Genomic DNA, 19,752 nt, shown 5'->3' with positions numbered 1-19,752 from the left:
TATGTCACCACCTACAACCACATGTCACGGTTCGGGCGCGGCATCTCCGCGGGCGCCAAAGTCCGTCAGGGACAGGTGATCGGCTACGTCGGATCCACCGGCCTCTCGACCGGCGCGCATCTCCATTACGAGGTCGTCATCAACGGCCACTTCGTCGACCCGATGAAGATCCGCGTGCCCCGCGGGCGGGAGCTCGACGGGCGGCTGCTCGCCGAGTTCAAGCGGCAGCGCGAGCAGATCGAGGCCGTGATGCAGAAATCGAAGAGCGCCACCGCGATGGCCCAGCGCGACGCGATGCGCTGACAATTCAAGCCTTGGCCGGGAAGCCGAGGCCGATGCGTACCGCTGCCGGACTGTCCCCGCGCGTCCGCAGATCGGCGAGGGAGACCGAGCCCCGCGATTTCGCGAGCTTCCCGCCCCCTCGTCCACGATCAACGCGTGGTGATGATAGGCCGGGCTCGGGAGGCCGAGGAGGCGCTGCAGGAGCACGTGCAGGTCGGTCGCCGCCTCGAGATCCTGACCCCGCACCACATGCGTGATCCCCTGCGCCGCGTCGTCGAGGACGACGGAGAGATGGTAGCTCGTCGGAACGTCGCGGCGGCCGACCAGCGCGTCGCCCCAGCGGGTCGGATCAGAGGCGACCCGGCGCTCGCCTCCATCAGGGTCGAAGACCGACCAAGTCTGCGGGCCGGGCGCATCGGCGCGGGCGCGCTCCATGTTGAGCCGCCACGTGTGCGGCTCGCCGGCCGCACGGCGGGCGGCCGCCTCTCCGGCCGGCAGATGGCGGCAGGTGCCGGGATAGTGCGGCGTGCCGTCCGGATCGGTCGCTCGGTCAATCTCCTCGGCGGCGAGCGCCGCGACGCGAGCGGCGACGGCGCCGCGGGAGCAGAAGCAGGGATAGACGAGGCCGCGCTCGCCGAGATTCATGAGGCTGGCACGGTACGCGGCGATGTGCTCGGATTGCCGGCGCACCGGCTCCGGGAAGTGCAGGCCGAGCCAGGCGAGATCCTCGACGATCCCCGCGATGTATTCGGGTCGCGAGCGCACCGGATCGATATCCTCGATGCGGAGCAGGAGGCGGCCGCCGAGGATGCCCGCGATCCTCGCGTTGAGGAGCGCCGAGTAGGCGTGACCGAGGTGAAGCCGCCCGTTCGGGCTCGGCGCGAAGCGGAGGACCGGTGCGTTCACCCGCCGGCGCGGCGCAGGCAGCGGAATACCTCCGGCGTGCAGGCAATGCCGGGCAGCGAGCAGGCCGGCCCCTCGGGCAGGCGCTGGCAGACCCGGCAGCCGTCACTCCATTCGAGGCAGGCGACGTCGCCGGAGGGCTCCGCTGCGGAGGCCGGACCCTGCGCCGGATGGCCGGGAAGAAGCGCACCGAGAAGGACCGTGGCGGCGACGAGCCCGCCCAGCGCGGCGACGACGAGACCGTCCCGCGATGCCGTCTTCGAATCCGGGTTCGTCATGCGGTTCTGTTCGCGCAAGGACGCCCTGCCTGTCAACGCCGCCGCTCAGGCCGCGCGACGATCGAGGAGCGCGGGCAGCGCCTTCAGGTTGAGGGGCTTGGCAAGGAAGCCGTCGAAGCCGGCCGCCCGCGCGGCGCGCTCGTCCTCGCGACCGGCATTGGCGGTCAGGGCCACGAGATGCAGCGGCCTCTCTCCCGACGCCGCCTCAGCGGCGCGGATGCGCCGGGCGGTCTCCAGCCCGTCGAGTCCTGGCATGCGGATGTCGATCAGCGCGAGGTCGAAGGGCTGGCGCGCGATTCCTGCCTCGGCGAGGCGCGCCAGCGCCTCAACCCCGTCGCGGGCCAGCACCACGCTGGCACCGAGGCGTTCCAGAGCCTTGCCGGCCAGCAGCGCGTTGATGGGATTGTCCTCCGCGAGCAGCACGCGGGCCTGAGCGTGCGCGGCCGCCGCGGGCGGCGGGAATGCGGCCGGCCCGGCATCGATCGGCGTGGCCGGCGCGAGCAGGCGGTCGAACAGGGAGCGGGCGCGCACGGGCTTGATCAAATAGCTGTCGAAACCCGCCGCGTGCGGCGCACCGAACTCGCGCCGGTCGAAGGGCGAGAGCAGGATCAGGCTGCAGCGGACCCCGCAGCGCCGCGCCTCGTCGGCGAGCCGCCGCACGGCCGCATCCCCCAGCGCCCGGTCGGCGATGAGGGCGTCGAAACTGGCACCGGCGAGCGCGTCGAGCCCGGCCTCGACGCTGCCCACCACCACCGCGGCGGCGCCGGAGCGCGACAGGCGGCGGGCGAGGTAGGGGGCCTGAAAGGGCGATTCGGCGACGATCAGGATGCGGCGGTCGTCGAGGATGACGCCCGGGGCCGGCTCCGCCTCCTCCGCCTCGGGCAGCGGCAGCACCACCCGGAAGGTCGAGCCGCGCCCGACCTTCGACATGGTCTCGATGCGCCCGCCCATGCGGGCGACGAGGCGCCGGGTGATGGCGAGACCGAGCCCGGTCCCCTCGTGGGGACGGCTCGCGCTGCCGTCGCCCTGCTCGAACTCCTCGAACAGAGTGGGGATCCGCTCTTCCGGGATGCCGGGACCGGTATCCGCGATGGCAAGGGCAAGCCCGCCATCCGCGCGCGTCAGGGTGACGCCGACGCCCCCGTGCGCGGTGAACTTGATGGCGTTGCCGGCGAGGTTGATCAGGATCTGGCGGACGCGGTCGGCGTCGCCGATCACGCGCGGGTTGAGGTCGTCGGCGATGTCGAGGGCAATCTCGATGCCCTTGTCCTGGGCGCGGGGCGCCAGGAGTTCGACGACGGCCTCGGTGAGCGCGGCGATGTCGAAGGGCTCGGCGGCGAGGTCGAGGCGACCCGCCTCGATGCGCGAGAAATCGAGGATGCCGTCGATCAGCGTCAGCAGGGCCTTGCCGCTCGTGCGCACCGACTCGACGTAGGTGCGCTGTTCCGGGTCGAGGCCCGTGTCGAGGACGAGGTCGGCCATGCCGAGAATGCCGTTGAGCGGCGTGCGGAACTCGTGGCTCACGGTGGCGAGGAAGCGGGATTTCGCGACGCTCGCCGCCTCGGCGTTGGCCAGCGCCTCGTCGAGGGAGCGCGCCGCCTCGACGCGGGTGGTGATATCGTAGCCCGCTCGCAGCCACTGGACCGGCCCGTCCGCGCGGGCGACCGGCATCTCGACGAGGGAGAACCAGCGCGGCAGACCGTCGACGGGCAGCACCCGGGCCTCGAGATGCCGCACGCCGTCGGGCCCGCGGGTCAGCGGCCCCTGCTCCAGGATCTCCAAGTCGACCGTCGCCCCGACGAGATCGAGGGGTTGGCGACCGAGAAGCCGGGCGAAGCCCTCGTTGGCGAAGGTGATTCGCCCGAGCGCGTCGCGCTGGACGATGACCTCCATCGTGGCTTCGACGAGGGCCCGATAGCGCTCCTCGCTCTCCGAGATCCGCCAGATGCGGTCGTGCAGATCCTCGACGCCGGGCTCCTCCCGTCGCGTGGGCCGCCCGCGCCAGACCATCGCCGCGAGGCTGAAGCCGGCGGCGAGCAGGGCGAGGACGAGGGCGATGTCCTTGAGGTCCATGCGGGTCTCTTCCCAGCGCGGAACGCGCCGGTCGGAGAGGGAGGATCGCAGGTGGGCCTGAAGGAGCGCTTGCGAAAGGTGTTTAAGGACAAGTTGCCGGAATGCGGAGGATTTTCTTGGATGTCCGCGGGAGCCGGCAGCGGCGGCCGGGTCTCCTAACGGTGCATCTTGTCCGCCGTCCCGATCGCGCATTGCTGGATGAGGAGAGCCACGAGGCCAGACCATCCGGTCTGGTGGGAGGCGCCGAGCCCCCGTCCCGTGTCGCCGTGGTAGTATTCGTAGAACAGCACGTGGTCGCGGAAATGCGGGTCGTCCTGCTCGATGCGGCTGTCGCCGTAGACCGGGCGCCCGGCGGGGCCGCGGGTCGAGAGCCCGACGAGGCGGCGCGACAGGTCGTCGGCAACCTCCTGCAGCGACAGGGTTTTCCCTGAGCCGGTCGGTGCCTCCACCCGGAAGTCAGGCCCGTAATAGCCGTGGAAGCGGTGCAGGCTCTCGATGAGCAGGTAATTCACCGGCATCCAGACCGGTCCCCGCCAGTTCGAGTTGCCGCCGAACAGCCGCGAGCGCGATTCCGCGGGCTCGTAGGCGAGGCCGAGGTCGCGGCCCTCGTAGGGGAAGCGGAAGGGAGCGTCCGCGTAGACCCGCGAGACCGCGCGGATGCCGTGGTCGGAGAGGAACTCGGCCGGGTCGAGCATCCGCCGCAGCAGCGCCTTCAGGCGGTGGCCGCGCAGGAGGGAGAGCAGCGCCGTGCGGCCCTGGCCCGGCTCGTTCCAGCGGGAGACGAGGCGGGCGAGGTCCGGCCGGTTCACGAGGAAGAAGCGCAGACGCTCGACGAGGCGCGGCAGGCGCGCGACGTCCGACTCCGACAGCACGGCGACCGCGAAGATCGGGATGAGGCCGACCATGGTGCGGACCCGGATCGGCCGGCGCTCGCCGCCGGCCGTCTCGATCACGTCGTAGAAGAAGCCGTCCCGCTCTTCCCAGACTCCCTCTCCCGTCGCCGCCGCGATCAGCAGGAAGTGCTCGAAGAATTTTTCGGCCATGTCCTCGTAGGCCGGATCCGCCGGAGCGATCTCGATCGCGACACGCAGAAGGTTGATCGCGAACATGGCCATCCAGGCGGTGGCATCGGATTGGGTGAGCGTGTCGCCGTTGGCGAGCGGCTTCGAGCGGTCGAAGATCCCGATGTTGTCGAGGCCGAGGAAGCCGCCCTGGAACAGGTTGTGCCCGGCGGCGTCCTTGCGGTTCACCCACCATGTGAAGTTGAGGGCGAGCTTGTTGAAGGCGCGCTTGAGGAAGGCGTGGTCGGGCACGCCCGTGAGCGCCCGGTCGAGTTCGAACACCCGCCAGGCCGCCCAGGCGTGGAGCGGCGGGTTGGCGTCGGAGAACCCCCATTCATAAGCCGGCAAAGCGGCATTCGGGTGGGTGTAGGCCTCGTCGATGAGGAGGAGGATCTGGCCCTTGGCGAAGTCGGGGTCGATCATCGCGAGCACGAGGCTCTGCAGGGCGAGGTCCCAGGAGGCGAACCAGGGATATTCCCAGGCGTCCGGCATCGAGATGATGTCGTTGGCCCGCACGTGCGCCCAGTCGCTGTTGCGGCCGGATTTGCGGCTCTCCGGCGGCGCCGGCTGGGCGGGATCGCCCGCGAGCCATTCCCGCACGTCGTAATGGTAGAGCTGCTTCGACCAGAGCATGCCGGCGAGCGCCTGCCGCTGGACGGAGCGCAGATCCGGATCCGCGATGCCGGCTTGGAGCGCCGCGTAGAAGGCGTCCGCTTCCGCCTCCCGCTCGGCGAAGACCGCGTCGAAATCGGCGAAGGGATCGTCCGGCGTGCCGGACGGGCGGAAGCGCAGGCGGAGCGTCCGGCTCTCGCCGGGGCCGAGATCGAGCCGGTGCAGGGCGGCGCATTTGGTGCCGTGCCGGGCCGGATTGACCGCACCCCTCTCGCCCTCGACGAGGTAGCGGCCGATGCCGTCCTTGTAGAAGCCACCCGGATCGCCGACGCCGAAGAGCCGGGGCTCGTTGGTGTCGTTCTCGGTGAAGAGCAATTCGGCCGGGCCTTCCACATGGAGGCGCATCGGGCCGAGGCTCGGATGGAGGGCGCGGACCGCTCTGTCCCCGTCCAGGGAGAGTTCAGGCCGCAGGGCGCCCGCCCGCCAGGACCAGACGTTGCGGGCGAAGAGCTGCGGCAGGACGCGGAGAGGAGCCGGCTCAGGACCGCGGTTCGCGATCGTGACGCGCATCAGGACGTCGTCCGGCGCGGCCTTGGCGTAGGCGATCTCGACGTCGAAGTACCGGTTCTCGTCGAAGGCACCCGTGTCGAGGATCTCGAATTCCGGGTCGTCGAGGCCCCGGGCCCGGTTCTCGGCGACGAGCCGCTCGTAGGGGAAGGCGGCCTGTGGGTACTTGTAGAGCATCCGCATGAGGGAATGGGTCGGCGTCCCGTCGAGGTAGTAGTAGAGTTCCTTGACGTCCTCCCCGTGGTTGCCCTCCTGGTTGGTGAGCCCGAACAGGCGCTCCTTCAGGATCGGGTCGCGCTCGTTCCAGAGGGCGAGCGACAGGCACCAGTTGAGGTGCGTGTCGCCGAAGCCGCCGATCCCGTCCTCGCCCCAGCGATAGGCGCGGGACCGGGCGTGGTCGTGGGGCAGGTAGTCCCAGGCGTCGCCCCCCGCGCTGTAATCCTCGCGGACGGTTCCCCATTGCCGCTCGCTGAGATACGGCCCCCAGCGTCGCCAGGCGGGATCCGTGCGGGCGAGCGCGAGACGGGCCCCCTCGGCGGTCTCGAAGATGCGGGGCGCCTCGCAGGCGCCGGATCCAGGGTCAGGCATGGGCGTGTCCGGTTCCGGGCTCGGCCGATGCTCAGCCATATGGGCCGCGCCGGACCCGCGCCCACGGCGGGAGGACGGGAAGGTCGGATAGCGCGCGCCTCGCGCTTCACGGGCGCGCCCCGATGGTGTAGGCGCGGCGGCTTGAGCCCGCTCCGGCTCCGGCCGGCCCGCGCCCACGAGCCCCCGCCCACGAGCCCCGCCCACGAGGCGCCCGAGACCGCAAGCGATGACGAGCCGCATCGAAGCCACTTTCGCCCGCTGCCGCGCGGAAGGCCGCGCCGCCCTCGTGACCTACGTGATGGCGGGGGATCCTGATCCCGAGACCTCCCTGAAGGTTCTGGAGGCGCTGCCGCGCTCGGGCGCCGACATCGTGGAGTTCGGGCTGCCCTTCACGGACCCGATGGCCGACGGGCCGGCGATCCAGGCGGCGGGCCTGCGCGCGCTCAAGGCGGGCCAGAACGTCGTGAAGACCCTCGACCTCGTGCGCCGCTTCCGGGGCGGCAACGGCGAGACGCCCGTGATCCTGATGGGCTACTACAACCCGATCCACACCTACGGCGTCGACCGCTTCCTCGCCGACGCGATCGAGGCGGGGGTCGACGGCCTCATCGTCGTCGATCTGCCGCCGGAGGAGGACGACGAGCTCTGCCTTCCGGCGCTCGCCAAGGGTCTCGCCTTCATCCGCCTCGCCACGCCGACGACGGACGAGCGGCGCCTGCCGGCCGTCCTCGCGAACACGGCGGGGTTCGTCTACTACGTCTCGATCACGGGGATCACCGGCACGGCGACGCCGGATTTCGGGAAGGTCTCGGACGCGGTCGCCCGCATCCGCCGCCACACCGACCTGCCCGTGGTGGTGGGCTTCGGCGTGAAGAGCGGCGCCCACGCGGCCGCGATCGCGCGGGGCGCGGACGGCGTCGTCGTCGGCTCGGCCCTCGTCGACACCCTGTTCCGCTCCCTCGACGCAGAGGGCAGGGCGCAGGGGGACAGCGTCGAGGCGGTGTCGAGCCTCGTGCGGGAACTCGCGGACGGCGTGCGCTCGGCCGCCTGAGGACGGCCACACTGGCGGTCTAGGGGCGCACACCTGATATCAGCTTCGGCTCAGAGCGAACGGCGCTTCATGATGGTGGAACCGATGAACTGGATCTCGGAGGTCGTGCGCCCCAAGATCAAGACCCTGTTCAAGCGCGAGACTCCGGAGAACCTCTGGATCAAGTGCCCGGACACGGGCCAGATGGTGTTCCACAAGGAGGTGGAGGGGAACCACTGGGTGATCCCCGGCTCCGAGCACCACCTGAAGATGAGCGCCCAGGCGCGCCTCAAGATGATGTTCGACGAGGGCACCTGGATCGACGTGCCCCTGCCCGAGGTCGCCGCCGACCCGCTCAAGTTCCGCGACGAGAAGCGCTACGTCGACCGCCTCAAGGAGGCGCGCACCAAGACCGGCATGGCGGACGCCTTCAAGATCGGCTTCGGCCGGGTCGGCGGCATCCCGATGACGCTCGCGGCCCAGGAATTCGGCTTCATGGCGGGCTCCCTCGGGATGGCCGCGGGCGAGGCCTTCATCCGCGGCGCCGAGACGGCGCTGGACAAGCGCACCCCCTACGTCCTGTTCTCGGCCTCCGGCGGCGCGCGCATGCAGGAGGGCATCCTCTCGCTGATGCAGATGCCGCGCACCACGGTCGCCGTGCGGCGCCTCAACGCGGCCAAGCTCCCCTACATCGTGGTGCTGACGAACCCGACCACGGGCGGCGTCACCGCCTCCTACGCCATGCTCGGCGACGTGCACCTGGCCGAGCCCGGCGCCCTGATCTGCTTCGCGGGCCCCGCGTCATCGAGCAGACGATCCGCGAGAAGCTGCCCGACGGCTTCCAGCGCGCCGAGTACCTGCGCGAGCACGGCATGGTCGATCAGGTTGTGCACCGGCACGCCCTGAAGGAGACGATCGCCCGGCTCTGCGGCCTCCTCATGAACACGGCCCCGGACGCCGCCCGCACCGCGACGCCCGCCCAGATCCCGGCCCCGATTCCCGAGCCGGCCTGACAGAACGCGACACGAGACCGCGACACGAGACATGGACTCCTCCGACGCGCTGATGGCGCGCTTCCTCGCCCTTCACCCGCGCACGATCGACCTCTCGCTCGGGCGCATCGAGGGATTGCTCGCCAAGCTGAACCATCCGGAGCGGCGCCTGCCGCCCGTGATCCACGTGGCCGGCACCAACGGCAAGGGCTCCACCATCGCCTTCATGCGGGCGATCCTGGAGGCCGGCGGCCTGTCGGCCCACGTCTACACCTCGCCCCACCTCGTGCGCTTCCACGAGCGGATCCGGCTCGGGGCGATCGGCGGCGGCCATTTCGTCGGCGAGGACCGACTCGCCGATGCCTTCGCCCGCTGCGAGGCGGCCAATGGCGGCGACCCGATCACCGTGTTCGAGATCACGACGGCCGCGGCCCTGCTGCTCTTCTCGGAGGCGCCCGCCGACGTGCTGCTCCTCGAGGTCGGCCTCGGCGGACGCGTCGACGCGACCAACGTGATCGACCGGCCGGCGGCGGCCGTCGTCACGCCGATCGGGCGCGACCACGCCGAGTATCTCGGCGACACGGTCGAGGCGGTGGCGGGCGAGAAGGCCGGCATCTTCAAGCGCGGCTGCCCGGCGGTGATCGCCGCCCAGGATTATGCCGAGGCCGATTCGGTGCTCTGCCGCCACGCGGAGGCGGTCGGTGCGACGCCGATCCTCGTCGGCAACCAGGATTTCTCGGTCCACGAGGAGAGCGGCCGCCTCGTCTTCCAGGACGAGACCGACCTGTTCGACCTGCCCAAGCCCCGCCTGATCGGTCGCCATCAGCTCACCAATGCCGGCACCGCCATCGCGGCCCTGCGGGCGGCGGGCTTCGGGGACATCGGCACCGCCGCCCTGGAGACGGGGTTGCGCCGGGTCGACTGGCCGGGCCGCCTGCAGCGGCTGAGCCGCGGCCACCTCGCCGAGCTGGTGCCGGCGGGTTCCGAGCTCTGGCTCGACGGCGGCCACAACATCGACGGCGGCCGCATCCTGGCCACGGCCGCCGCCGATCTCGGCGAGCGCAGCGACGTGCCCCTCGTGCTCATCGTCGGGCTGCTCGGCACGAAGGACGCGGAAGGCTTCCTGCGCAACTTCGTCGGCCTGTCGCGGGCGCTGATCGCCGTTCCGATCGCCGGCCAGATGGCGGCGCGCCCGGCCGAGGAAGTCGCGGAGATCGCGGGCAGCGTGGGCCTGAGCGCCCGCATCGCCCCGAGCGTCGAGGCCGCCCTCTCGCTCGTCGGCGACATCGCCTTCGAGAAGCCGCCGCGCATCCTGATCTGCGGGTCGCTCTACCTCGCCGGGGCAGTGCTGACGGCCAACGGGACGCCGCCGGTCTGATCATCCGGCGGTGCGAAACCTTCAACTGTGAAGTGCAGCCGGCGCACGGCATCAGAGATCGTCCGGCGACGGCCCTCCGGGACTGAAGGACGGGCTGGATCCCCGTTCTCCACCGACTCCCCGGGCAAGTTGTCGAGTGCCAGCCGGTGTGGCCTCAGCGCTACATCTTAACTGTGGAAAATCCCTTAGTTTCGCCACCGATCGGGCATAATGCTGGGGATCAAAAAGTGAAAAAGCTTCTCTCGACACTCGCCGCCTTCACGGCGCTCACCGCGGCCGCTTCGGCCGCCGATCTGCCGCGCCGCGCTGCGCCGCCGATCTTCACGCCGGTTCCGGTTTTCACCTGGACGGGCTTCTACGCCGGTTTCAACGCTGGTTACGCTTTCGACGCCGGTAACACCGTCGGCAACGGCTTCACCCAGACGCTTGGCAACCCTGTCACGCTGACGGGCCCCGGCGGCGCGCCGGTCGCCACCTCCATCCTGCCGGTCGGCGCCTCGCTCGCCTACCGCAATGCGGAGCGTGACGGCTTCTCCGGCGGTGGCCAGATCGGCTACAACTACCAGTTCACGCCGGGTTCGGGCGTGGTCGTCGGTATCGAGGCCGACGCCCAGTACCTCGACTTCGGTTCGGGCCGGAACAACCGCTTCACCACGAACGCGCCGATCGGCACGATCAACCCGAACTTCGTCCCGGTGAACGGCGTGCTCAGCACGCTCGACTTCTTCGGCACCGTTCGCGGCCGCATCGGTTACGCCTTCGACCGCGTCCTGTTCTACGGCACCGGCGGTTTCGCCTACGCTTCGGGCGACAGCCGCCTGAACCAGTTCGCGAACGTCGCCCGTGGCAGCGACTTCCTCACCGGCTGGGCCGTCGGTGGTGGCGTCGAGTACGCTCTCCCGACCGACTCGTTCCTGAACTTCTTCCGCTCCTCGGCGGTGACGATCAAGGTCGAAGGTCTGTACGTGAACCTCGATCGCGGTCGGGGCACCAACTTCCCGATCGTCGGCGGCCTCAACACCGCTGCGGGCCTGGTCCCGGTCTACAACACCCTCGGCACCGTCCGTCGCGAGACCGAGTTCGCCGTCGTCCGCGCCGGCCTCAACTACAAGTTCGGCACCTACTAAGCCGAATATCGGGTCTTGAAACCAGGAAGCCCGGCCGCAAGGCCGGGCTTTTCTGCTTCATGGCCTCGGTGAGTCGCCAGGTCAGCTCAGAACGTAAAAAAAGCCCGGCCTCGCGGCCGGGCTTCTCGCATCCTGAACGGGCGTTCGCGGGATTACGCCGAGGCGGACTGGATCCAGCGGGACAGGTCGCCCTTCGGCGCCGCGCCGACCTTCTGGTCCACCCGCTCGCCGTTCTTGAACAGGAGCAGGGTGGGAATCGAGCGGATGCCGTACTGCGAGGCGATGCCCGGATTCTCGTCGACGTTCACCTTGGCGATCTTCACGCGGCCCTGAAGGTCCGCGGAGATCTCCTCGAGCGCGGGGCCGATCTGCCGACAGGGGCCGCACCACTCCGCCCAGAAATCCACGACGACGGGCTCGGCGGACTTGAGAACGTCCTGCTCGAAGCTCGCGTCGGTCACTTTCACCGTCGCCATCACAGTCCCTTTCCGGTTTCGCGGGCGGAAGGACATTTCCGAACGGGTCCTCGCCGCGACTGCGGCAGAATTGGCGACGCCCCGACGCAGGGTCAAGGCGCCGTGCGCCCCGGGCAGGCCAGGACCGCACCCCATTCATGAAGCGGCATTGGGTAACCGGGCCGCGGCGATTCTCCCAGCGGAGCTGGGCCGAATCGTCTCGCCGAGGCGCCTCAGGCCTCGCCGTGGCGCTCGACGCGCCCCATCTCCCCGCCCACTGGCCGCCACCGAGCGGCGCCTGCCCTCGCCCTCGACGCCGTGTCGCGCGCCCCGCGCGGCCGGCACGACCCCGGCGAGGCGGACCGCATGGAGGAACACCGCACGTGACGCGCATCCAGCCCATCCTGCTCGCCACCATGGCCGCGCTGGGCCTCGGCCTGCCGGCCCTCGCCCAGAACGCCGCCCCCGAGCCGAGGCCCTCCCGGGTGGAGGGCGACGCCTTCACCGCTCCGAGCCCCGATTCGGCGGGCTCCGTCCCGGCCGAGACCGCGGAGCCGAACACGAGCTACAAGCCGCTCCTGCCGAATCAGACCCGGGCTCCGAAGCCGGCCGAGGCCGCGCGGGTCGACGTGGCGACGGTGGCCAAGGGCCTCGCCAGCCCCTGGGCGATGGAGTTCCTGCCGGACGGGCGCATGATCGTCACCGAGAAGGCCGGCAAGATCCGGATCGTCTCGAAGGACGGCAAGGTCGGCGCCGCCTTCGCCAACGTGCCGAAGGTCGATGCGCGGGGCCAAGGCGGCCTCCTCGACATCGCGCTGAGCCCGAACTTCAAGAACGACCGCACGGTCTATTTCAGCTACGCGGAGCCCCGCGAGAAGGGCAACGGCACCACGGTGGCGAAGGCGACGCTGACCGAGAGCGGCGACGGCGGCAGCCTCGACAATCTCAAGGTGATCTTCCGGCAGACGCCGGCCTACGAGGGCGACAAGCATTTCGGCTCGCGGCTCGTCTTCGCGCCGGACGGCAAGCTCTTCGTCACGGTGGGCGAGCGCTCGGACAAGGGGCCACGCGTGCAGGCGCAGGACCTGTCGAGCGGTCTCGGCAAGGTCTTCCGCATCGACACGGACGGCAACGCCCCGAAGGACAACCCCTTCGTCGGCAGCGAGAAGGCGAAGCCCGAGATCTGGTCCTACGGGCACCGGAACGTGCAGGGCGCGACGCTGGACGGCCAGGGCCGGCTCTGGACGATCGAGCACGGGCCCCGCGGCGGCGACGAGCTAAACCGGCCGCGGCCCGGCCTCAACTACGGCTGGCCGACCGTGACCTACGGCATCGAGTATTCGGGCGAGAAGATCGGCGAGGGCATCACCCAGGCCGGCGGCACGGTGCAGCCGGTCTATTACTGGGATCCGGTGATCGCGCCCTCCAGCCTCGCCTATTACGACGCCGCGCTGTTTCCCGCCTTCAAGGGCGACTTCGTGATCGGCGGCCTGATCCACCCCGGCCTCGTGGTGCTCAAGCTCGACGGCGACAAGGTGGTGACGGAGGAGCGCATCGACCTCGGCGATCGGATCCGCGACGTGAAGGTCGGCCCGGACGGGGCGATCTACGCGGTGACCGATGGACCCGACGGCAAGATCCTCAAGCTCACGCCGAAGAACCGGGAGGGGTGACGGCGATACCCTGAAGCGCTCCCCGCACCTCGGCCTCGCCGAGGCGGCGGATCACCGGGCCCGAGGTCCAGACCAGCATCGGCACGACGCGGTGGTCCGGATAGACCCGGCCGAGGAGCGCGGCGTAGAGGGCGATCTGCGCTGCGGCGGCCTCCGGCAACGGAGCGTCGTCGTCCGGCGGCCGGCCGGTCTTGAAATCGGCGAGCCAGACCGTGCCGTCGCGAACCGCGAGGCGATCGACGCGGCCGTAGACCGGGCGCTCGCTCCCCCGGCCAGCACGCGGCCTGACAGCGTGACCTCGGCGCGGGCCTCACGGGCGAAAAGGGGGCGAGATCCGGCGCGTCGATGAGGCGGAGCGCCGCCTGCGCGATGGCCCGGCGCTTCGGCTCGGGCAGGCCCGGTGCGCGCGCCCGCACGAAGGTGGCGGCGGCCTCCGCGCGTCGCTCGGGATCGAGGCGCGGCAGGTGCTCCAGGAGGGCGTGGATCAGCACGCCGCGGCGGCGCGCCTCCGCGTCCGCGAGACGGCGCTCGGCATCGCGCGGGCCCTCCGCTCCCCGCAGGCTGCCCGAGGGGCTGAGGGGCGGCGCCGCATCCGTCTCGGGCGCGACTGGCGCCCGCAGCCAGGGCGGCAGCGGCACGGGCTCGGAGGCCGCCCGCGCGGCGGCGAGGCTCAAGCCCTCGTGCTCTCCGTCCCGCCAGAGGGTGACCGGGCCGTATTCCGTCTCGACCGTCTCGCCGGGGCCGAACTGGCGCTCCAGACCCGCCTGCACCATCCGGCACCACGCGGTCTCGGCGGCCTCCGTGCGGCCCCGGTAGGGCGCGATCACGAGGCGGTCGGCGGCCCGCGTCATGGCGACGTAGAGGAGGCGGTTGTGCTCCTCGCGGGCGCGGGCCTGGATCTCGGCGCGCGCGGACGCGGTCGCGGCGCAATCGTGGGCCCGGGCGCTCGACCAGACGGGTGGCAGCGGGGCCCCTCCCCGGCCGGCATGGCGAGGAGCGGCGGGTCGTTACGCCCTAAGGGCTCGCAGCCGTCGATGACGACGACGACCGGGGCCTCCAGGCCCTTGGCGCCGTGGACGGTCATCACCCGCACCTCGTCGCGCCCGGCCTCCAGGTCGCGCTTGACCGTGTGGCCGCCCTCGCGCGCGGCCGATCCCGTGAAGCGGGCGAGGAAGCCGCCGAGGGAGGGCGCGTCGCTCCCCTGCTCGGCCTGGGCGGCGGAGGCGAGGAAGACGTCGATCGCGTCGCCGGCCTCGCCGCCAAGGCGCGAGACGAGGCGCGCGCGTCCGTTCATCGGCCCGAGCAGCGCCGCGTAGAATCCGAACGGCCCGTGCGCGGCGGCGAGCCGGATCCAGCCGGCGAGCGCCGCGCGGCCCCGGATCGCGGCCGGATCGCCGGCCTCTGCGTGCCGATGAAGCGCGTCCTCCAGGGTCTCGGAGAGGTCGCGGCGGGCCGCGATCCGAAGCAGGTCCTCGTCGGTCAGCCCGACGAGCGGTGTCTTGAGTGCGGTGGCGAGGGTCAGGTCGTCGGCGGGCAGGAGCCCGGCCCGCCCGGCCGCGACGAGGTCGTTGACCGCGATGTGGGCGGCGACGTCGAGGCGGTCCTGGCCGGCGACCGGCACGCCGAGTCCCTTGAGGGAGCGGATCACCTCCTCGAAGGCCGTGCCGCGCTTGCGCACGAGGATCAGGATCTCGCCGGGCGATCGGCGGCGCCCCTGCTCGTCGCCCGCCGCGATCCAGGTCTTTACCGCGCGGGCGATGCGGCGCGCCGTGCGGATCGCGGGGGCGTTCGTCTCGGGCGCGTCGACGGGGGCGGCCCAGGCGTCGGGCTCGATCTCCTCGGCGGGCTCCTCGATGCACCAGAGCTCGACGGCGCCGGCTTCCGCGCCGCGGGCGGTGGAGTGGACGGTACCGATCGCCGTGTCGTCGAAGGAGAGGCCGCGATAATGGTCGGGCAATGCGAAGGTGGCGTCGACCGCCCGCAGCACGCCGCGGGCCGAACGGAACGACAGCGTCAACCCGACATCGGCGAAGGCGTGGTCGGCGGCGCGCGCCTCGCCCGCCCAGGCCCGGCGCGTCACCTCGAACTCGCGGGGCTCGGCACCCTGGAAGCTATAGATCGATTGCTTGGGGTCACCCACCGCGAAACGGGTGCGGCGCACGAGCCTGGCGCCATCGCCCGCCGCGAACTCGGCGGTGATCCGGCGCAGGATCTCCCATTGATGCGGGTTCGTGTCCTGCGCCTCGTCGATCAGCACGTGGTCGACGCCACGGTCGAGCTTGTACAGGACCCAGGAGGCGCCGACCCGCGAGAGCAGGTCGAGGGTCTTGTGGATGAGGTCGTCGAAGTCGAGCGCGCCGAGCCGCGCCTTCTGCGCCTCGACGCGCCGGTGGATCTCGGCGGCGAGCGTGAACAGGGCGCGGGTGCGGGCATGGGCTCGCACTGCCCGCAGGCGCTCGAACAGCGCCTCCAGCCGGTCGCGCTCGGCGACGAGTGCCTCCCGCAAGCCCTCCGGCACCGCCTTGGTGCCGAGGCCTTTCGCCGATTTCGGCTCGTCCTTCTGGGTGAAGAAGACCGAGCGGTAGGCGTCGAGCGCGCCGACGGTGTCCTCCGCGGCGAGGGCCCGGCGCGCGTCGAGGAGGGCGTCGGCGAGCCCCTCGTCCGTGCTCTTGCCGGTGCGCAGGGCGTCCGCCTGCCCTGCGAGGTCGGGGAGCCCGTCGAGGATTTGCGCCTCGATGGCTTGCGCGTTCTCCTCCGCCGCCAGCCCGAGGGAGGCCGAGAGCGCGGCAAATAGCGGGTCGAGCCCGCCGCGCGCCCCGAGGACGTGCCGGGCCTGGATCGCGGCGCGGATGGCTTTCCGCAGGACGTCGCCCGTCGCCTCGGGCGCCACGAGGGCGTGGGCCTCCGTCAGGTGCGGATGGAGCGTGCCGATCGCGTCGGCCAGCACGTTGTCCGTCTCGACCGCGAAGGCCTCGCGGGACTGGTTCTCGTCGAGCACCACGAAGCGGGCCGGCACGTTCGCCTCGAAGGGGAACATATGCAGGAGCCGTTCGCACAGGGCGTGCAGGGTCTCGATCTTGAGGCCCCCCGGCGTCTCGACGGCGCGGGCGAACAGGCGGCGGGCCGCCTCCAGCGTCGTCCGCGAGGGTCGCTCGCCTGTCAGCTCGGTCAACTCGGCGGTGAGCGCCGCGTCGTCGAGGGTCACCCAGCGGCCGAGCCGCTGGAAGACGCGGATCGACATGTTGGCGGCGGCCGCCTTCGTGAAGGTGAGGCAGAGGATGCGGCCCGGCGCCGCCCCGTCGAGGAGGAGGCGCACGACGCGGTCGGTGAGGACTTTGGTCTTGCCCGCGCCCGCATTGGCCGAGACCCAGGCGGAGGCGCGCGGGTCCGCCGCCAGACGCTGGGCGGCGACCGTGAGCGCGTCGACGAGGAAGGGCGTGGTGCGGGCGGACATCAGCCCTCCTCCTCGCCGCCGAGCGACCATTCGATCACCCGGGCGAGGTGGTCGTAATCGCCGTAGGCGCGGGCGTATTTCGGGTAGGGCCGCGAGACGTAGGCCGCCTCGCCCGTGAGGAAGCGGGCGATGAGGCCGCGCAGGCGCTCGGCGTGCTCGGCCACGATGGCCTCGACGGGGCGCGCGTCGCCGCGGGGAGGCTTCACGGGCACCGGATGGAAAGGCTTCCGGCCGCCGGACGCGTACATGTAGAGGAGGTCGGGCGTCGCCTTCGCGGCCGGCAGTCCCTCGAAGGCGCCATGCATCAGCATGGCGGCCTCCAGCGTCAATTGCGGCGAGAAGCCCGCGAAGACCTCGCGGGCGCTCGGCGGCGCCCCGGTCTTAAAATCGACGATGCAGGCGCCCCCGTCGCGGCGCCACTCGATCCGGTCGGCCCGGGCGCGCAGCGTGAAGGTCTCCGAGCCCATCGGGATCACCCACTTGCCGGAGATCTCGGGATGCACGCGGGCGAGGTCCGAGCGGCGCTGAAGCTCCCAGGGCAGGTAGGCCGCCGCCATCCGCTCGTAGCGGGGCCACCATTCCGCGTAGAGCTCTGGATAGACGTCCTGGATCGGGCCGAAGGCGTTCAGCGCGAAGGCGAAGAGCAATTCCTCGGCCCGCGCCGGCAGAGCCTCGGGATGGGCCTGCGCGAAGGCGCCGAGGATCGCATGGATCAGGGTGCCGCGCTCGCTCGCCCCCGGCAGGGCCGCCACCGGCTCCAGCGGGTCGAGGCCGAGCACGTGGCGGGCGAAGATGACGTAGGGGTCGCGCACCAGTGTCTCGATCTCGGTGACGCTCAAGGTGCGCGGGAACAGGGCCGGATCGGCCTTCGGCTTCGGCTGGGTCAGGCGCGGCTGCGGCACCTCGGCGCCGCCGTCGATGGCGGCGGCATAGGCCGCGAGGCGCCGGCCACGCCCGAGCGCGTCCTGCCAAGTCACCTCGCCGACGAAGGCGCGCATGCGCTGGAGGAAGCGCGAGGGCACGGTCGGCGCGCCCTCGCGCTTGCCCGAGCGGGTGATCACCGCGTCGCGGCAGCCCAGCGCCTGCACGAAATCGTGGGCGCTCTGGCCGATGCGCCGCTCCGGCGGGTTGAGACCGACGCGCTCGCGCATCGGGCGGTTGAGGAAGGCGTCGGTGACCGTCTTCATCGGCCAGACGCCCTCGTCGAGGCCGCCGAGCACCACCCGGTCGACGCTGAGGAGCCGGGCCTCCAGGAGGCCGAGGATGCGCAGGCGCGGATGCGGCGCCGCGACGGCACAGGGCACCACGCGCTCGCGGGCGAGCGCCGTGAAGAAGGCCGGATAATCGCCGAAGCGACCGGGCAGGAGGCCCGAATCGGCGAGTTCGAGATCGTCGAACAGGGCGTCGAGGCAGGACAGCGAGGCGTCGGGCTCGGCCTCCGGCGCCTCGTCCGGCCCGAGGATCAGCCAGTCGCAGGTCTCCCGGTGGCGGCCCGCCACGGCGACGAGGTCGCAGATGCCGCGGGCGTCGTCGCCCGGGAACGCGGCGAAGGCGAGAGCCAGGCGTTCGACCAGCGCCTCGGCGAGTTCCCAGTCGACCGGCTTGAGCCGGCGCTTGGCGCGCGGGCGCCGCTCGCCGTCCCGCGGGTTCCGCGCCTCATCGAGCGCTCGGCGCAGGCCCTCGAAGCCCGGTGCGGGGGCGGGGCCGCGCAGCACGCCGATCTCGAGGGCGGCGGCGGCGCGCACCACGTCGTCGCGGTCGAGGCCGAGCCGGACCAGCGGGTGGGCAAGAAGCGTGATCAGGCGGGCCGGATGGAGATCCGCAGCGAGTTCGGCCGCGAGCCGGGCGAGGCGTCCGGCCGAGCTCTGCGCGAGAGCGAGTCCCGCCGAATCCTCGGCCACGATGCCCCAGCGGGCGAGCTCGGCCGCGACCCGGGTCGCGAGTCCGCGATCCGGCGTGACGAGGGCCGCGGTGGCACCGGGTCTCTCCAGCGTCTCGCGCAGGGCGAGCGCGGCGATCAACGCCTCCTCGCGCTCGTCCGTAGCCTCGGCGACGGCGACGTCCGCGAGGCCGCGGGACGCAATCTCGGAGCGCGTGGCCGGCTCGATCCGCGCCCAGGCATCGGTGGTCTCGGCCGGGCGCAGGGCCTCCGAGAGGAGGCGCGCCCGCGCCGCGAGGTCCGGCGCAGGTGCCCCGAGGGGCGTCACCGCCGGGCGCTCAAGGCGCAGGCCGCTGGGTCCGAGGAGCCGGTGCAGCACGGCCTGCGGGTGGCCGTGCGCGATCTGCCGCTCGAAACCCTCTCCGGTCTCGATCCCGTCCCAGCCCGCCGCGTCGAGGTCGAGGTCGAGCCCCGGCAGCACTACCGCGCCGCGGGGCAGCCCGGCCACCGCCGCGATCAGGCGGGCGGTTGCCGGCACCGAGCCCGTCGAGCCCGCCACGACGACCGGATCGGCCGGGCGCTCGCGCGTCAGGCGATCCGCCTCGGCGAGGACGAGGCGGCGCGCCCGGGAGACCGGATCGCTGAGGCCGCGCTCGGCCAGGATCTTCGGCCAGTTCTCGGCGGCGATGCGCACGAAATCGAGGGTGAGGCCGAAATACTGCGAATATTCCGCCTCGACGGCGCTGCCGATCTCGGACCAGGGCAGCCCCTCGACGGTGAGCGCGTCCATGAGCCGTTCGAGATCGGCCGCGAGGCCGATCGCGTCCGAGGGCGAGGACGGCACGAGGAAGGGCACGTCGTCGTCGATCGGCAGGAGCTTGCGGTCGACGGTCTCGGCCCAGGCCTGGACGAGGCGGGCGAGGATGAGGCGCCGCTCCAGCGGCGGCATCGAGGGGTGGAGGGCGTCCGGCCCGTTCTCCAAGAGCGGGTTCGCCGCGAGGTCGAGTTCCGCCTCGTCGGCCTCTCCGAGCGGGATCATCCGCGGCAGGAGGGCGGCCGCTCCGAGGCGCTCAGCCAGCACCGTTCCCAGCGCCCGGGCCGCGCGGCGAGTCGGCAGGTAGATCGTCACGGCGGCGAGCGCCAGCGGATCGCTCCCGAGGCCGCCGACGAGGCGCCCGTCGATGAGGGCTTCGGCCAGCGCCGGCAGGAAGGACGCGCCCGGCGGGATGGTGAAGACGCGGGACTCAGTCATGGGCAACGCAGCCGCCACGGATCAGGCGCGGGTCCCCTCTCGTTCCGAGAGGGACAGGGTGAGGGGTTCGCCGCATCCGAGGGGGTCGCCCCCTCACCCGGTGCGCTGGCGCGCACGCGACCTCTCCCGAACGGGAGCGGTGGGACGT

Annotated in this window: 10 protein-coding genes and 3 pseudogenes (1 of these 13 only partly in view); 6 read left to right on the top strand and 7 right to left on the bottom strand. The window is 71.9% G+C overall.

Features of this window, described 5'->3' with window-relative positions; all coding sequences use genetic code 11:
- Positions 1-303, top strand: the final stretch of a protein-coding gene (locus DK389_RS12980; RefSeq protein ID WP_109890121.1) for a M23 family metallopeptidase. It extends 1,752 nt beyond the left edge of the window; 303 of the gene's 2,055 nt are visible here — the last part of the coding sequence; its start codon lies off the left edge, out of view; it ends in the stop codon at positions 301-303.
- A gap of 4 nt (positions 304-307) precedes the next feature.
- Here DK389_RS12980 and gluQRS read toward each other — a convergent pair.
- The 4 genes and pseudogenes from gluQRS to DK389_RS12960 all read right to left on the bottom strand — a co-directional run bounded on the left by gluQRS (position 308) and on the right by DK389_RS12960 (position 6,364).
- Positions 308-1,188: pseudogene (gene gluQRS, locus DK389_RS12975) on the bottom strand (tRNA glutamyl-Q(34) synthetase GluQRS).
- Complete coding sequence (locus DK389_RS12970) at positions 1,185-1,463, bottom strand: hypothetical protein (protein WP_109890119.1); 279 nt, start codon at positions 1,461-1,463, stop codon at positions 1,185-1,187. Before DK389_RS12970 ends, gluQRS begins: the two are co-directional and overlap by 4 nt.
- 45 nt (positions 1,464-1,508) lie before the next feature.
- Positions 1,509-3,536 carry an ATP-binding protein gene (locus tag DK389_RS12965; protein ID WP_109890117.1) on the bottom strand — a complete coding sequence of 676 codons (2,028 nt, stop codon included), beginning with the start codon at positions 3,534-3,536 and terminating at the stop codon, positions 1,509-1,511.
- A 155-nt stretch (positions 3,537-3,691) separates the two neighbouring features.
- Complete coding sequence (locus DK389_RS12960) at positions 3,692-6,364, bottom strand: MGH1-like glycoside hydrolase domain-containing protein (protein ID WP_109890115.1); 2,673 nt, start codon at positions 6,362-6,364, stop codon at positions 3,692-3,694.
- 226 nt (positions 6,365-6,590) lie between these two features.
- On the opposite strand from DK389_RS12960, the gene trpA reads away from it, so the two are divergent.
- The 4 genes and pseudogenes from trpA to DK389_RS12940 all read left to right on the top strand — a co-directional run bounded on the left by trpA (position 6,591) and on the right by DK389_RS12940 (position 10,891).
- Positions 6,591-7,415: a tryptophan synthase subunit alpha gene (trpA, locus tag DK389_RS12955; RefSeq protein WP_109890113.1), complete on the top strand. Its 825-nt coding sequence runs from the start codon at positions 6,591-6,593 to the stop codon at positions 7,413-7,415.
- A gap of 72 nt (positions 7,416-7,487) precedes the next feature.
- Positions 7,488-8,407: pseudogene (gene accD / locus DK389_RS12950) on the top strand (acetyl-CoA carboxylase, carboxyltransferase subunit beta).
- Between the two features lie 31 nt (positions 8,408-8,438).
- The gene (locus tag DK389_RS12945) at positions 8,439-9,764 is read left to right on the top strand and encodes a bifunctional folylpolyglutamate synthase/dihydrofolate synthase (RefSeq protein ID WP_109890112.1); all 1,326 of its coding nucleotides are present in this window, start codon (positions 8,439-8,441) and stop codon (positions 9,762-9,764) included.
- Between the two features lie 227 nt (positions 9,765-9,991).
- Positions 9,992-10,891 carry an outer membrane protein gene (locus DK389_RS12940; protein WP_109890110.1) on the top strand — a complete coding sequence of 300 codons (900 nt, stop codon included), beginning with the start codon at positions 9,992-9,994 and terminating at the stop codon, positions 10,889-10,891.
- A 152-nt stretch (positions 10,892-11,043) separates the two neighbouring features.
- Here DK389_RS12940 and trxA read toward each other — a convergent pair whose 3' ends face one another.
- Positions 11,044-11,367, bottom strand: a complete 324-nt coding sequence (gene trxA / locus DK389_RS12935; protein WP_109890108.1) for a thioredoxin — start codon at positions 11,365-11,367, stop codon at positions 11,044-11,046.
- A gap of 395 nt (positions 11,368-11,762) precedes the next feature.
- Between trxA and DK389_RS12930 the strand changes: the two genes are divergently transcribed.
- Positions 11,763-13,019, top strand: coding sequence for a PQQ-dependent sugar dehydrogenase (locus DK389_RS12930; protein ID WP_418292059.1), 1,257 nt, complete (start codon positions 11,763-11,765; stop codon positions 13,017-13,019).
- On the opposite strand, the pseudogene addA reads toward DK389_RS12930, so the two are convergent.
- Together addA and addB are read right to left on the bottom strand one after the other, a co-directional pair.
- A pseudogene (addA, locus tag DK389_RS12925) lies at positions 12,994-16,473 on the bottom strand (double-strand break repair helicase AddA). The gene DK389_RS12930 and the pseudogene addA overlap by 26 nt on opposite strands.
- Complete coding sequence (gene addB, locus DK389_RS12920) at positions 16,473-19,604, bottom strand: double-strand break repair protein AddB (RefSeq protein WP_109890104.1); 3,132 nt, start codon at positions 19,602-19,604, stop codon at positions 16,473-16,475. Before addB ends, addA begins: the two are co-directional and overlap by 1 nt.
- Between the last annotated feature and the right edge of the window lie 148 nt (positions 19,605-19,752).

Origin of the sequence: Methylobacterium durans (assembly GCF_003173715.1) — a bacterium.
Lineage (GTDB): Bacteria > Pseudomonadota > Alphaproteobacteria > Rhizobiales > Beijerinckiaceae > Methylobacterium > Methylobacterium durans.
Note: the sequence above shows the minus strand (reverse complement) of the source record. Positions and strands in the feature narration are given on the sequence as shown.